This window comes from Bythopirellula goksoeyrii, from assembly GCF_008065115.1.
GTDB classification, from domain to species: domain Bacteria; phylum Planctomycetota; class Planctomycetia; order Pirellulales; family Lacipirellulaceae; genus Bythopirellula; species Bythopirellula goksoeyrii.
Genome location: NZ_CP042913.1, coordinates 2,724,514 through 2,738,250 on the forward strand (window position 1 = coordinate 2,724,514; position 13,737 = coordinate 2,738,250).

Below are 13,737 nucleotides of genomic sequence, written 5' to 3' on the forward strand. Positions count from 1 at the left end.
CGCATAGGATTTCTTGTATCGAGTTTGAACAGAGCGATAAGAGTTCGCCTTTGTTTAGCCATTTATTCTATAGACCAAGGAAATGTGAATCCTAGTGCAATTCTGGAGTAACTTGTGTGAATATCTGAATCTCGTGGTCTTAGCCAACTATTTCTTGTTATATTTAGCGAGTAGTTGGCAAACTAGAGAATCCTTGTCGTACGATTCGATCCCATGGAGGTCGCCCAATTGAGATATGAGTGTCAGGCCAGATGGCCTGAGCGACTTGTGTTACGATGAGGCAACAGAGCATGGATGTCATTGCAACAACTGGACTCTCGTTAAACTATGGCAATCGCATGGGGATCGCTTCGGTCGATCTCCAAGTGGCTCAAGGAGAAATCTTCGGCTTTCTGGGGCCAAATGGTGCCGGCAAGACGACCACAATTCGAATTCTGTTGGGGTTTTTAAAATCAACGCAAGGTTCTGCTCGGATATTCGACCAGAATTGTTGGACTCACAGCGCCGAGATCAAACGAAGTGTGGGCTATTTACCAGGTGACCTCCGCCTCTATCCCTGGTTCACTGGCAAGAAGGCTCTTAGTATTGCTAGTTCTATTCGCGGCAAAAACCTTTCTAGCTTTGGCAAGGACCTTCTTGAGCGGTTCCAATTGGACGGCAACATACCCGTTCGAAAAATGTCGCGCGGAATGAGGCAAAAACTGGGGATTGTCCTAGCACTCGTACACGAGCCGAAACTGATAATCCTCGACGAGCCGACTTCGGCGCTCGATCCTTTGATGTGTGACGAACTCTACCGCTGCCTGCGAGAATCCGTCTCAAGCGGTGCAACAGTCTTCTTTTCCAGTCATACACTTAGCGAAGTGGAACTCCTATGTAGTCGTGTCGCGATTGTTCGAAGTGGAAGAATCATTGCTGACGAAACCATGGACGCCCTGCGGAAGCGAGTGCATCGTTCTGTCGTGCTACGGTTTCAGGAAGCAGAACAAGCCGAACAAGCTGAGCTGCCAAGCTTTCTGTTGCTCGAGCAGCGCAACGGCAAGGTGTGCCAATGTGTGCTGACGGGTACAACGCCCCAATTGATTGCCTGGGCGACTCATCAACCACTGGAAGATTTGTCAGTGAGTCCCCCCAGTCTTGAGAGCTTGTTTCGCCGATTTTATGAGCCGCAGGAGATCGGCAAGTGATTAGAGGTATACTGCGAAAGACGCTCTACGAAACCTGGGTTCTGCATCTGGCATTTGGTCTCGCACTTTTTGTGGTGGGAATGTTGCTGACGATGTTACTTCCCCAACTAGAGGAAGGATTGAATCAGTTTTTGTCTACGTTGCCCTTTGTACGTACGTTTATCCAAGCACTTCTTGGTGACGACTTTGGCGGAAACATCAATGCAGAAACGTTGCGAGCTATTGTATGGGTCCACCCAACTGTCTTGACACTATTGTGGGCTCAAGAGATTGTTTTCTGCACACGGCTCCCCGCGGGGGAAATAGACCGCGGGACGATCGACATTCTGCTTAGCTGGCCCGTCTCGCGGATTAAGCTGTATGTGAGCGAGACCTTAGTCTGGCTCATTTCAGGATTTTGGCTTTGTGGGATGCTCCTAGCGGGGCATAATGTCGCGAGTTTCTTCGCTCCGTCCCAGGGGGGACATGCTCTGACAAAGTCGTTGGTCGTGGTCGGCAATCTGTACTGCGTTTACTTTGCTGTTGGAGGCGTTGTTCTACTCATCTCAACGCTGAGCAATGTCAGGGGGCGAGCGATGGCCACGGCTTTCGGGTTGGTGGTGGCTTCGTTTTTACTCAACTTCCTGATTCAATTCTGGCCAGAAATCGACTTCCTGGGCACACTGGGGATCCTGAGCTACTATCGCCCCGCTAATATTTTGGCCACCGGCGAAGTACCCGTCGGCGATATGCTGACGCTCCTTGCCATCGGATCGATTGCGTGGGTCGTGGGACTGATAGTCTTTCGTCGGCGAAACATTTGCACTCTCTGAGCGATATCTCACAGGCAATTCTGGTATTTTGTGCTGGTAACTTCGCTCTTCTGTTGGTAACTTTCTTTGTGGATTGTCCAGTATTTTGCTACTCCCATGTGAATGGCAATCAGGAATCTGATCAACCCTCTACAACTTGCTCTAATCAGGAGTTCTTGCCGTGGCCAGTGTTCGAACGCGACTCTCAATCATGATGTTTCTCCAGTTTTTTATCTGGGGGGCTTGGTATGTGACGGTCGGCAACTACATGACGGCCCATGGCATGTTTGATTATGTCTCTTGGGCTTATACCGTGGGGCCAATTGCCGCGATTATCTCACCGGTATTCTTGGGAATGATTGCCGATCGTTTCTTTGCTACGGAACGCGTTCTCGCCACCATGCACTTGATTGGTGCCTTGAGCATGTTCGCCGTTCCTATGGCGGCAGAAGCTGGACCAGGGTACATGATTGCCATGCTGATGATCCACATGTTGGCATACATGCCAACTCTGGGACTCACCAATACCCTCGCATTTCACAACATTGTCGATCAGGAGCGAGACTTCCCTTTGATACGCGTGTTCGGCACAATCGGGTGGATCGCGGCAAACTGGGTCGTGAGCAAATGGCTTCATGGCGACAAGGAGGCAGTTCAATTCTATGTGACCGGAATCGCCAGCATAGCATTGGCGGCTTTCAGCTTAACACTGCCCCACACTCCACCTCCGGCGGCAGGAAAGAAAGTAACTCTCGGCGAAATCTTCGGCGTCGACGCGTTGGCGCTACTCAAAGAATGGCCATTTATGGTGTTCATACTCGGTTCATTCCTTATCTGTATCCCCCTGGCAGCCTATTACGCTTTTGCACCCGTGTTTGTCGAGAAGATCGGATTTGAAGATGTGGCGTTCGCGATGTCCTTTGGGCAGATCTCAGAAATCGTGTTCATGTTGTCGATGCCATTGTTTTTCCGCCGGCTCGGGGTGAAATGGATGCTCTTGGTGGGAATGGCTGCGTGGGTTGCCCGCTACGGCCTGTTCGCAGCGGCAGATGATGGCAACATCAAGTGGATGGTCATGCTGGGAATCTTGCTCCATGGAATTTGCTACGATTTCTTCTTTGTGACAGGGTTCATTTACACCGACAAAAAATGCTCCAAAGAAATTCGTGGCCAGGCCCAGGGACTCTTGGTGCTGGTAACTCAGGGACTTGGCCTCGGCATCGGAGCGCAAGTCGTCGGGAGATTGGTTGCGAACTACACTACTGCCGGAGAACCCCCAGTCACCGATTGGGGAAGCTTCTGGATCGTCCCCGCCGCCATGGCTGGAGTCGTGATGCTGCTGTTCGCGTTCTTGTTTAACGATCGAGCGGTGGAGGAGAAAGTCGAGGCTGAGACAGCAGAATGAAGGTGAAGTTGCGCGAGGCTTACGCCTCCCGCTCGCCTTGGTTCGATTTGCGTGTTAGCAGCGAAACCAGAATCAATGTGGCAAAACCCAAAGGAATCGTCACGATCCCCGGTTGGCTAAATGGCACCAAGGCGTCTTCTGCTGGGAGGCCGTAGACCGCCGAGAAGGTGTCTGCGCTGAGCAATATCCACGCCAGCGAACTGGTCATGCCCACGACCACAGCAGCGATAATACCCTGCTTGGTGACGCCCTTCCAGAACAGCAGCATCACCAGCGAAGGCAAGTTGGCCGAGGCAGCAACGCTAAACGCCCAGCCAACCAGGTAGCTGACATTGAGCTTCTCGAATAGGATACCCAGCACGATGGCAATTACTCCGACAACGACTGAGGTGATCTTGGCGACCCGAACTTGCTCGTGATCGGTAAGCTTGATTCCAGTGAAACATCCAGCCAGATCGTGCGCCACTGCACCAGCAGATGCCAGAATTAGACCGCTTACGGTGCCCAACACTGTTGTGAAAGCGATGGCAGAAATAATGGCAAATAGCAACTCGCTCATGCTTTTTGCCAAGAGCGGGGCGGCCATGTTGCTGTTGGTCACGTCCATCGCGCCGCTCGTCATTGCTCCCAGACCCATATAGAGCGTCAACACATAAAAGAATCCAATACAACCGATGCCGACAATCGTGCTCTTGCGGGCTGCGGCTTCGTCCTTGACCGTGTAGTAGCGAATAAGGATATGTGGCAATGACGCTGTACCGCAAAAGAGCGCGAGCATCAGTGAGAGGAAGTTTAGCTTCTCAGAAAACTTATCTCCACGGATACCCTTGAATTTTGGATGTTCGCCGGGCCGCAAAACCTGGCTGCCGGGCGTGGGCTTGGGTAAATAGGTCGTGGTTACTGATCCATCCTCAGCAGTAGATTTCGCACTGGTCCACAGCACGACCTCACTTTGCTGCAGGGTGCTAAAGAACTCTAGGGGGCCTAGTGGACCCGTGCTGGCTTCACCGCCGGGTAAACGAACTACGGAGCCAACGGGCCGCAGTGTTGCCTCTCCGGGTCCAGTGCCAAACGGCAAACCGTTGACAATCTCTTTTCCATCGGGAGTGACCGTCACCGTCTGTGGCTCTGGTGTAGTGGGATCAACATCAAATCCTCGCTGAAGAATCATCACGGTGAGCACGGCACTAAAGATCACCAAAAGCGACCCTTTGAGGAACTGCACCCAAGTGGTCGAAACCATGCCCGCAGTGACAACGATGAAGATGACCACCGCGCCGACGATGACTACACCTGCCCAGTGGGGCAAACCCAGCAGCGGTTGCACTAGCACCCCGGCACCGACCATTTGCGGAATAAGATAGAACACGCTCACGGCCAACGTGCTTAGTCCCACCGCCAGCTTGATACCGGGTGAATCAAAACGCGAATTGAGTGCATCGGCAAAGGTAAATTTACCCAGTCGCTTCATCGGCTCGGCAACAACGAAGAGCGCTACGACCCAACCAGCCAGATATCCAATCGAATAGAGAAACCCATCGTAACCATGAAAGGCGATCATTCCGCAGATGCCTAAGAACGACGCAGCCGAGAGGTAATCCCCCGCGAAGGCCACGCCATTCACGAACCAAGGAATCTGCCCATGGGCAGCAAAATAGCCAGCTGAAGATTTGGCCCTACCGCCAAGATAGAAACTTAGCCCTAGTGTGATTCCGACGAACAGAAAGAAAATGGCGACCGCGAGAAACGAAGGCGTGTAAATCACTGCTCTTCCTCCGTTGGTCCACAGAGGGCGCCGTAGATGAGTGCCAGTACAAACGCAGCCATGATCAGGCCAAAACCATACCAAATGGCGACATTCACTCCCATAAAAGGAGTGGCGTCCATCGTGGCGGGCCAAAAGGTATTTAGAAGTACGAAGCCACCATAAAGCAACAGGTACAAAGAGAACAACGCCAGGCCAATCCGCGAATTTCGAGAGTTCATGGGCATGATTGAGGAGGATTACGTTGAGAAGCCAAAAAGGCTGGACACACAGTGCCCCCAAGATAGCCCAACTGCCGTTCCAATCAAAGAGCCCTCCAGTTGAATCAAACTGTCTGGACCAGATTCGTTCTTAGCCAAAATGATTTTAGCCACGGATGAAACACGGATTGTCACGGATTTGATTGAGGCTCCAATTCTTATCCGTGTTTGATCCGTGTCGATCCGTGGCTAAATATTCTTCCTGACGATCGAAAGCCTTACTCACCTGTCTTTGCAGGTCGTGGGCGACGTTTGGGGCGGCGAGGCTTACTGGAGTTAGCTTGTCCTCCAGATTTCTGCGTACCCGCTTTGGGCGACTTTGGACGCGTAGAACCGGACTGAGGTTTCTTGCCATAGAATTTTCTGCCGGAGGACCTTCTTGGCCGCGGCGAATCTCCTTTCGCTCCGGTATTGGACCTCTCCGGCAGGGCATATTCCGCGTGCGTAACCTCCACATCGATCGCACGGCGAGTAAGCCGCTCGATCTGACGTAGGCGGCCACGCTCTTCACCACCACAGAATGAAGTGGCAATTCCACTGGCACCTGCTCTGCCAGTCCGGCCAATACGATGAACGTAAACCTCCGGGACTTCAGGCAACTCGTAGTTGATAACGTGTGAGACTGAGTTGACATCAAGCCCTCGAGCCGCAATATCGGTGGCAACCAGTACAGGGGGACGATTCGATTTGAACTGCTCCAGAGTACGCGCCCTGGCATTCTGGCTTTTATTGCCATGAATTGCAGCAGCACGAATGCCGTCGCGCACAAGTTGTTTGACGATCTTGTCCGCCCCATGTTTGGTGCGAGCAAAAACCAACGTGCGTTCCCAGGCCGTATTTTGCAGATAATGCGTGAGCATTTGCGGTTTGTGATGCGTGTTGACGAAGAAGACGGATTGTTTGACCGTCTCAACCGGAGAAGAATTCGGAGACACTTGAAGATGCTTTGGATCATCAAGCCACTGCCCTGCCAGTCGCCGGATCGCATCAGGCATGGTTGCAGAAAACATCAAAGTTTGGCGATCATTGGGTACGGCGTCAACAATCCGCTTCAAATCAGGCAAGAAGCCCATGTCGAGCATTTGGTCGGCTTCGTCAAGTATCAGGATTTCCACCTGTTTCAGATCAACATGTCCCTGATTCATCAAATCCAACAGACGTCCAGGTGTGGCCACTACGATATCGACACCTTTCTGCAAGGCGCGAACCTGGGGATTCTGGTTCACTCCGCCGTAGATGGTGGTTGTGTGCAGCTGCGTGAATTTTCCGTACTTGGCAAAGCTCGCGGTGACTTGCACGGCCAGTTCACGCGTAGGTGCCAAAACCAACGAGCGGATCGGTCGCTTGCGGAGTTTTGTGCGTTTGTCACCGGCCAACGCATGGAGGGTTGGTAATGCAAACGCTGCCGTCTTGCCCGTACCAGTTTGGGCACAGCCCATGAGGTCGTGACCTTCAAGTACGATGGGAATCGCCTGGGCCTGGATGGGAGTAGCTGTCTCATAGCCTTCGCCACAAATCGCACGGAGCAAGTACTGAGACAAACCTAAATCTTCAAACTTCATCAAACAGTTCTCTCTTTCAGAGGATACAGTGCGAGCGCAAAGGCAGTACTCTGCCAGGGTGGGCGCTCGACTAGGTGGGTTGTTTTAAACGCCCAACATGCCGCGGACGTTGTAGGGGTTTAGCTCGACCAACGTTGCAGCGATTGCGCAGAGCATTCCTGTGCTAATCAGCTCAACTAGTGGGAGGCTCGCGATACAGATTTCCCATTCGAGAAAATACTGCAGGGGCCTCAGGAGCAAGAGAATCAGTCGCGGTCGGAGAGCAAGATACCAGGGCGGAAACTAAACGTTCGCCCAAGAGACCGCTACAGTCGATTTTGAATGATCCGGAGACGGACTAGCCGCCCCGGTCTCGCGCCTTCATAACTATCGGCAGCGTAAGTGTAGCAGAATGGGGTAGAGAGTCAATAGTTGCCCGGAGCTAGCGTTTGTTGGAGTATGAAGTACTGTGGCCGTTCAGACCTCATTTTCAAGGGTTGTTCTAGCTGTTATACGGCAAATAAAATGACAATTAATTACTAACTTCCCGACGTAATGTGAGCCTATTCCATTGGCGCTGACTCTTCCACAGACGAGTCACTCTCATGATCTTTGATCTCTACGATCCCTTCTTTTCGCTTACGGCGACGCTCACGCTTTTCCTCATTTTTCCGCTTTTTTTCCATTTCACGACGCATCTTTTCAAAGGTGTTTTGGTTTTTGGCCATTTACGATCCTGGGTTGAAGTTCGAATTGAGTAGGGGATTCAAGTCAGCAAATGACTTGGCGGATTCCCTGCCAATCACGAACTGATACGTCATATCAGTGCCCATTGTATCGGCCCCCTGGGGTTCTAGGAACCTTTGAATAGTAGAAACCCTTTTGCAGAGGTTGGGGATGGCTTGGCCAGGAATGCTTGCTTGGGAGGGGGAACACTGCACTGCCAGGACGTCATACTAGAAACAGAGGCCACTTAATTTCAGGTATTTTTGAAAGTCAGAGAAGGTTTATCGACTCTCAGGCCTCAAACACGCTACAATAGGAAGTGGTAAAAGGAAAGCAAAGGCGACGCAAGATGCTTTGCTGGGGGTTTGTCGACATAGTTAATTAGAATCATATCTAGTTACCAAATGTCGACTCTATTCACTAGCGTTCTTCTTAACTCGACCATTGGTTAGTTTGGCATCGTATTGCCAGTCCTGTTCCGATGGTTGGTCCATTGTTGGCTCAACTTGCTTTCCTCCTTACGCCGCTCCACAGTGGGGCGGCATTAGCTGGGCCGTACGTGTACTGCACGGTGCGTCGGCCGGGTTCTATTTCGTTCTGCGTGCAAGGAGTGATGCGAAGTGTCGCAAGGTACTATTAAGAAGTTGACTGAAAAGGGTTTTGGATTCATCGAGGGCGAGCGGGGAGATATCTTCTTCCACAGTTCTGCTGTCGAAGGTGAAGGCTATGAGAGCCTCCGCGAAGGACAAAAAGTAGAGTACACGGAAGGACAGGGCCCCAAGGGGGCACGTGCGGAAAACGTTAAGGTCTTGGCCTAAGACCCGCATGAAAGCTGCCAGAATCATTTCTGGCACAAGAAACTCTCGGTCGCCCGGTGGCTGAAAGCCACCGGGCGGCTTTATTTTAGCCGCGCCGGCTGGCAAGTCGCGTAGCGGTTTGCATGATGCTTTGGCAACGTGCGAAGAAAGTAGTGCGATCATGGAGAACAACACCAAACCCCTTCCTCTTAACACGACCACGCATGGTAAGACTTGCCCAATTTGCGGCAAGAACTCCTATTCACCTGCCGGCATACATCCCCAGTGTGCTATTCAGCAAGCCGACGCCCCACGTCAAAAGAAACTGGCCGACGAAAAACGTGCCAGAAAGCTCCGTGAGGAATCCAGCAAAGCTGTGACCGCTAAACGGTAGTCCGTTTTTGTAGCTGCGCTAGTCAGCACGTGAAATGAACCGCTCAGGCAAGCGGGGCATCGCTTCGTTCCACGACGGCACTTAGATAGAGCAAAGTCGAGCCGGTGTCTTTGGATAAATCCTGATGACGGAGCATGCCGAGTGCTTCGCGCATGACGTCTCGGCGGCTCACTTGTCCCACGAGTACACCATCTTCCAGCACGGGAAGCCGTCGATAATTCGTTAGCAAGAATACCTGAGCCATCGACAAGAGGTGGGTATCCGCTTCGATAGTCATTGCCTCGGTGTTCATGAACATCCGCACTTGGTTACTCGGCAGTTGTTCATAGGCTGCATCCAAGAGAACCTGCATGCTGCACTTTTCAGAAAAAACACCTAAATAGTTTCCGAATGGATCAACGACAGGCGCTCCGGAGATTCGCTTCTTGAGCAAGAGCTCTACAGCTTCAATAACATCCATGTCTGGGCTGAGTGTAACCAGCCTGGTAGTCATGCAATCGCGAGCGGTAATTTCACACATGGCTTGATGCTCCGCAGGGCCTTCATTATCGGCAACTAAGAACTAAGAAATAGAAAAACAGAAAAGTGTTGAACACCAACCAGCTTAACATCCGGATCATCTAGATTGCTAGTTGAAAAAGCAAGAAACGAGTTGTGAAAGATTTCACAACCTCCACTTCGTGAAACTTTTCACATTGTTGAATAGCTCGCCGAGTCGATATCGACTCCCATACCACAAGGGAGAGGATTCGTCGCGGTATGGAAGAATTACGACTCGGGGAGTCGTGCTTCTTTACAGTCCTGCGTTGAGCTCTTTGAGATCAGCCGGTAGGAAATGGCCATCTTTGCGGATCAGTTCGTCATCGAACCAGATATCCCCACCGCCATAATCTGCGCGTTGAATGAGCACTAGATCCCAGTGAATTCGACTATTGTTGCCGTTGTCGGCTTCTTCGTAGGCCTGCCCTGGAGTGAGGTGAAAGCTGCCGCCGATCTTTTCGTCGAACAGTGTATCGAGCATCGGTTCACGGACGCGATTGTTTGTCCCGAGCGACCACTCACCGCAGTAGCGGGCTCCTTCATCGGAATCGAGTATGGCATTGATGCGTTCGGTGTCGCTTGACTCGGCTCGAATGATCTTGCCGTCTTTGAACTCGAATTCGATGTCACTGAACACAGTCCCCTGATAGCGCGACTGAGTGTTGAAGCGGATTATGCCATTGATACTATCGCGGACCGGCGCGGTAAAGACTTCCCCATCAGGAATGTTGCGTTCGCCATTGCAGGGAATTACGGGGATATCCTTGATCGAGAATTCCAACGCCGTCCCCGGGGCAGTGATACGCACTCGATCAGCGGCCTGCATGCGGGCTACTAGCGGTTCTTGGGCTTTCCCCATCGCCTTGTAGTCGGCAGTACATACATCGAAGAAAAAATCCTCGAAGGCCGAGGTGCTCTTGTTGGCAGCCTGCGCGAAAGAATCCGTGGGATACCGCAAAACCACCCACTTTGTATCCGGCACTCGAACAGCCCCGTGAACTTGCTTCCACCAATGTTGCTGAAACAAGTCCATCCGATCATGGGGCACGTCGGCAAACTGGCTACTGTTGTACGCACCACGGATACCAACATAGGCCTGTACCGATTTCATGCGGGCACCCTCGAATTCAGCCGCAGCCTTCATGCTCGCTTCGGTCGCCGTGCGATAGAGGGACCGCAGAATGGCATTGTTCTTCCAACTGACCAGTGGTACCGCCCCGCGCTCGGCAGCACCCTCCACCAAGGCCGTAACCAAATTCGGCTCTGGCAAATCAAACGCCTCGATCAAGATGTGTTCTCCCGACTTCAGAGAACAACTATGATCGAGCAACAAATTGGCAAGCTTATCAATTCGTGAATCATGCATAGGAAGTGAGTGGCTAGTAGTTAGTGGCAGGGATCACACACACGCAAAAGGGCCGCGAGTCTACGGCCGCTGGTCTTCAGTCCCAAATATCATCCCTCTACATCACGTCTAGCACAAGGTAGAATAGTGATATCGACATTGATTCTTGACGATAAGGAATAAAGATGACTTCAGAAACACAACCCGGCGACGAACACGAAGCATCGTTTGCTGAGACTGCGCTTAAACTCGGCGGCAAGAGTTCCGACGAAGCCCGCCGCACGGGGGCGATCGACAAGGCCGACGACCAAGTCGAAGCCCTCTTTGCCCCGCAATATCAGACGGTGAACTCTCCCGCACACCGTGCCGTGTGGGATCGTGGAGTGCCGGTAGAGCTTTTTCAGAGTACTACTGTTACTCTAAGCGCCGACATCCAGCGGGTGATGGACGACTCGGTCACCCTAGTCCGGAAACATCGCTCTGCCAATACCTTGCTTGACGAACAGGGCAAGATTACCGAAGCCGTGATGCAGGAACTTGCTTCGGTCGGCTACTGGGGTCTTTTGGTCGACAAAGAATTCGGTGGCTCTGGAACTCCTTTTGCGGAGTTCGCGCCGTTTTTGACTCGCATGGCCATGGCCGATCCCACCATTGCCGGCCTGGCGTCGGTTCACGGATGCATCGGGGCAGTGGACCCCGTGCGCACATTTGGCACTGCAGAACAAAAACAGCGATTCTTGCCGGGACTGGCCGATGGATCGCGGCTCAGTGCGTTTGCTCTCACCGAGCCCTGTGCGGGAAGCGACCTCACTGCACTCCGAACTTGCGCGGTTCTTGATGGCGACGACTATGTCGTTAACGGTGAGAAGCTTTTTATCACCAATGTCGTTCCGGGACGCACCATCGGCTTGGTATGCTTGATCGAGAATCGCCCTGCCGTATTGATCGTTGATTTGCCGAAGACTGAAAACGAGCATTTCCAACTCCGTAAGTACGGCCTGTGGGCGCTCAAGCAGACTTATAACCGAGGAATTATTTTCAATGATTTCCATGTCCCTGCCGAGAATCTGCTTCAGCCGACTCGTGGCGACGGGCTTACGATTGCATATCACGGGTTAAACCTGGGAAGGGTAGCCCTTTGTGCCAATGCTGCGGGCACGATGCGGATTATGCTCGCGAGCATGATCCCTTGGGCTAATTTCCGCGTCACATACAGCGAACCCATTGCCCGGCGCGAACTTGTGCAGCGACGAATGGCCCAAATGGCAGGACTCATCACAGCCTGCGATGCCCTAGTGGCGTGGTGTGCTGGACTGATCGACCGGGGTTATCGTGGCGAGATGGAATGCATCATCGCCAAGATTTTCGGTAGCGAAGCCCAGAAACACGCAGCGATCGAACTGTTCATGAAAACTCATGGTGGCCGCTCGTTCCTCCATGGGCACCTGTTGGGTGACAATGTGCACGAATATCTTGCCCCATGTATCTACGAAGGTGAGGGAGAAATGCTTGGCATGGCCTTCTTCAAATCGCTTGTAAAACACCACGGGAAAACCTATTTCGAACCGGTTGGCAAAGCACTTGCTGCTGCGGGCATTAAGAAAATGAACCCGCTGAACCCGGCCCATATTTGGGCTCTCAAGAGCGTGGCGTTTCCCTATCTGAAATGGCTCGTCGCACGCCGCCTTTTGCCGACTGCCAAGAGTGAACTACCCACGATGCCCCCCGTCCTTGCTCGCCATGCGGAATTCGCCTGCAACGCATTGCAAGACATGGCACTAGAAATCTCCAACACGATGAGCAAATTTCAATTGTCGCTCGCCGACCGGCAATGCCGCATGGCTGAGCTCTCATTGCGTTGCCAGAGCCTAATCACGGTGCTTTGCACTGCTCTGTACGGAGCGCGCCAAAGTGACGAAATAGTTCGTGATGCGGCTAATGTATTCTGTCAGGAACAGATACAGCAATACACAGGTCGCCGCCCGTCGAATGCCTACTACCGCCAGGTGACTGAGTTGGGTGCAGCGATAGCCGATGGAAAATTCCAGAGCATCGCAGGACTTGATCCGGATGAGATCCTGATGAAGTATGAAAAGCAATAAGGCCGACTTTTGGCTCTATTGCTTCGCGACACTTGCCTTAAATGGCAGTGCCAAGACTGCCCCTGCGATGAAACCTCCGATATGTGCTCCGTAGGCGACCCCCGTCTGATCTCCTCCAAGCAATCCCAAACCACTGACTATTTGGAAAGCAAACCAGAATCCCACCGCAACAAAGCCAGGAACATCGGTCACAAAACGGATCAAGAGAACCAACACCTTTCGATGCGGATGCAACACTAGATACGCCCCCATCACTCCTGAGATCGCCCCTGAGGCACCGAGACAGGGGATCAATGCTGACGGGCCCGTCGCACTGACAAAGACATGCGCAAGAGAAGCCAAAACACCGCATAGCAGATAGAAGACCAGATAACGTACTTTGCCAAGATCATGCTCGATGTTGTCACCAAAGATCCACAGAAACCACATGTTGCCTGCCAGGTGGGCAATTCCTGCGTGCATGAACATCGCTGTAAACAACGTCAGGTAAACCGGAATCGGTGTTGAACGCAATCCGGGAATCGTGACTTCCTGCACCCCGATCGCCGTGTTCATGCGGACCTTTTTGTCTTCAGTCACCACATCATGCCCCGATACAATCTCCGCTGGCACCGTGGAATAGGAAAGCGTGAATTTGTCGTTCTTGCCCATCCCCTGAAACACGACAAAGACCACGACGTTGAGCACGATCAAGATGATGTTCACCAGGGGAAATGATGTACGATCGGCGTTGTCGTCGCTCAGAGGGAATACCATATAGGGCTCTTACTCATCTGGCAGAGATCGGAAATAATCAACTCAGGGAAACCGCATTATCAGATGGGCACAGCCTGAAATACAAGCCGTTTGTCTGACAACTTTCGCACCATGGCAGTTCATTCTAC

13 protein-coding genes are annotated in these 13,737 nt (G+C 52.3%); 6 read left to right on the forward strand and 7 right to left on the reverse strand.

Annotation, left to right across the window (positions count from 1 at the left end; genetic code table 11):
• Positions 1 to 290: 290 nt before the first annotated feature.
• The 3 genes from Pr1d_RS10770 to Pr1d_RS10780 all read left to right on the forward strand — a co-directional run bounded on the left by Pr1d_RS10770 (position 291) and on the right by Pr1d_RS10780 (position 3,383).
• Entirely contained in the window at positions 291 to 1,187 is an 897-nt protein-coding gene (locus Pr1d_RS10770) for an ABC transporter ATP-binding protein (protein WP_168205173.1), read from the forward strand.
• The gene (locus Pr1d_RS10775) at positions 1,184 to 1,999 is read left to right on the forward strand and encodes an ABC transporter permease subunit (protein WP_148073528.1); all 816 of its coding nucleotides are present in this window, start codon (positions 1,184 to 1,186) and stop codon (positions 1,997 to 1,999) included. Before Pr1d_RS10770 ends, Pr1d_RS10775 begins: the two co-directional genes overlap by 4 nt.
• 160 nt (positions 2,000 to 2,159) lie before the next feature.
• Positions 2,160 to 3,383, forward strand: a complete 1,224-nt coding sequence (locus tag Pr1d_RS10780; RefSeq protein WP_238476684.1) for a nucleoside permease — start codon at positions 2,160 to 2,162, stop codon at positions 3,381 to 3,383.
• Positions 3,384 to 3,402: 19 nt separating this feature from the next.
• Here Pr1d_RS10780 and Pr1d_RS10785 read toward each other — a convergent pair whose 3' ends face one another.
• The 4 genes from Pr1d_RS10785 to Pr1d_RS25750 form a co-directional block, all read right to left on the reverse strand.
• Positions 3,403 to 5,148, reverse strand: a complete 1,746-nt coding sequence (locus Pr1d_RS10785) for a sodium/solute symporter (protein ID WP_148073529.1) — start codon at positions 5,146 to 5,148, stop codon at positions 3,403 to 3,405.
• A complete protein-coding gene (locus Pr1d_RS10790) occupies positions 5,145 to 5,369 on the reverse strand; it encodes a DUF485 domain-containing protein (RefSeq protein WP_238476685.1) in 225 nt (74 codons plus the stop codon). The genes Pr1d_RS10785 and Pr1d_RS10790 overlap by 4 nt, the downstream gene beginning before the upstream one ends.
• A 257-nt stretch (positions 5,370 to 5,626) precedes the next feature.
• The gene (locus tag Pr1d_RS10795; protein ID WP_148073531.1) at positions 5,627 to 6,970 is read right to left on the reverse strand and encodes a DEAD/DEAH box helicase; all 1,344 of its coding nucleotides are present in this window, start codon (positions 6,968 to 6,970) and stop codon (positions 5,627 to 5,629) included.
• A gap of 542 nt (positions 6,971 to 7,512) precedes the next feature.
• Positions 7,513 to 7,677: a hypothetical protein gene (locus Pr1d_RS25750; RefSeq protein WP_168205174.1), complete on the reverse strand. Its 165-nt coding sequence runs from the start codon at positions 7,675 to 7,677 to the stop codon at positions 7,513 to 7,515.
• Between the two features lie 618 nt (positions 7,678 to 8,295).
• Between Pr1d_RS25750 and Pr1d_RS10800 the strand changes: the two genes are divergently transcribed.
• On the forward strand, positions 8,296 to 8,493 hold the full coding sequence (locus tag Pr1d_RS10800) for a cold-shock protein (protein ID WP_146451274.1): 198 nt from the start codon (positions 8,296 to 8,298) through the stop codon (positions 8,491 to 8,493).
• A 160-nt stretch (positions 8,494 to 8,653) separates the two neighbouring features.
• Positions 8,654 to 8,866 carry a hypothetical protein gene (locus Pr1d_RS10805; RefSeq protein ID WP_148073532.1) on the forward strand — a complete coding sequence of 71 codons (213 nt, stop codon included), beginning with the start codon at positions 8,654 to 8,656 and terminating at the stop codon, positions 8,864 to 8,866.
• 43 nt (positions 8,867 to 8,909) lie between these two features.
• Here Pr1d_RS10805 and Pr1d_RS10810 read toward each other — a convergent pair whose 3' ends face one another.
• Both Pr1d_RS10810 and Pr1d_RS10815 read right to left on the reverse strand, forming a co-directional pair.
• Positions 8,910 to 9,386 (reverse strand): CBS domain-containing protein, encoded by a 477-nt coding sequence (locus Pr1d_RS10810; protein WP_148073533.1) that lies wholly within the window; start codon positions 9,384 to 9,386, stop codon positions 8,910 to 8,912.
• A 273-nt stretch (positions 9,387 to 9,659) separates the two neighbouring features.
• Entirely contained in the window at positions 9,660 to 10,772 is a 1,113-nt protein-coding gene (locus tag Pr1d_RS10815; RefSeq protein WP_148073534.1) for an aminopeptidase, read from the reverse strand.
• 164 nt (positions 10,773 to 10,936) lie between these two features.
• On the opposite strand from Pr1d_RS10815, the gene Pr1d_RS10820 reads away from it, so the two are divergent.
• On the forward strand, positions 10,937 to 12,853 hold the full coding sequence (locus Pr1d_RS10820; RefSeq protein WP_148073535.1) for an acyl-CoA dehydrogenase family protein: 1,917 nt from the start codon (positions 10,937 to 10,939) through the stop codon (positions 12,851 to 12,853).
• Between the two features lie 15 nt (positions 12,854 to 12,868).
• On the opposite strand, the gene Pr1d_RS10825 is transcribed toward Pr1d_RS10820, so the two are convergent.
• Positions 12,869 to 13,609, reverse strand: coding sequence for a rhomboid family intramembrane serine protease (locus Pr1d_RS10825; protein ID WP_148073536.1), 741 nt, complete (start codon positions 13,607 to 13,609; stop codon positions 12,869 to 12,871).
• Positions 13,610 to 13,737: the final 128 nt, after the last annotated feature.

Bases quoted from the DNA above. Each gene is read 5' to 3' on its own strand.
- Pr1d_RS10770 (WP_168205173.1), top strand. From the start codon at position 291: ATGGATGTCATTGCAACAACTGGACTCTCGTTAAACTATGGCAATCGC.
- Pr1d_RS10790 (WP_238476685.1), bottom strand. From the start codon at position 5,369: ATGAACTCTCGAAATTCGCGGATTGGCCTGGCGTTGTTCTCTTTGTAC.
- Pr1d_RS10795 (WP_148073531.1), bottom strand. From the start codon at position 6,970: ATGAAGTTTGAAGATTTAGGTTTGTCTCAGTACTTGCTCCGTGCGATT.
- Pr1d_RS25750 (WP_168205174.1), bottom strand. From the start codon at position 7,677: ATGGCCAAAAACCAAAACACCTTTGAAAAGATGCGTCGTGAAATGGAA.
- Pr1d_RS10805 (WP_148073532.1), top strand. From the start codon at position 8,654: ATGGAGAACAACACCAAACCCCTTCCTCTTAACACGACCACGCATGGT.
- Pr1d_RS10810 (WP_148073533.1), bottom strand. From the start codon at position 9,386: ATGTGTGAAATTACCGCTCGCGATTGCATGACTACCAGGCTGGTTACA.
- Pr1d_RS10815 (WP_148073534.1), bottom strand. From the start codon at position 10,772: ATGCATGATTCACGAATTGATAAGCTTGCCAATTTGTTGCTCGATCAT.
- Pr1d_RS10820 (WP_148073535.1), top strand. From the start codon at position 10,937: ATGACTTCAGAAACACAACCCGGCGACGAACACGAAGCATCGTTTGCT.
- Pr1d_RS10825 (WP_148073536.1), bottom strand. From the start codon at position 13,609: ATGGTATTCCCTCTGAGCGACGACAACGCCGATCGTACATCATTTCCC.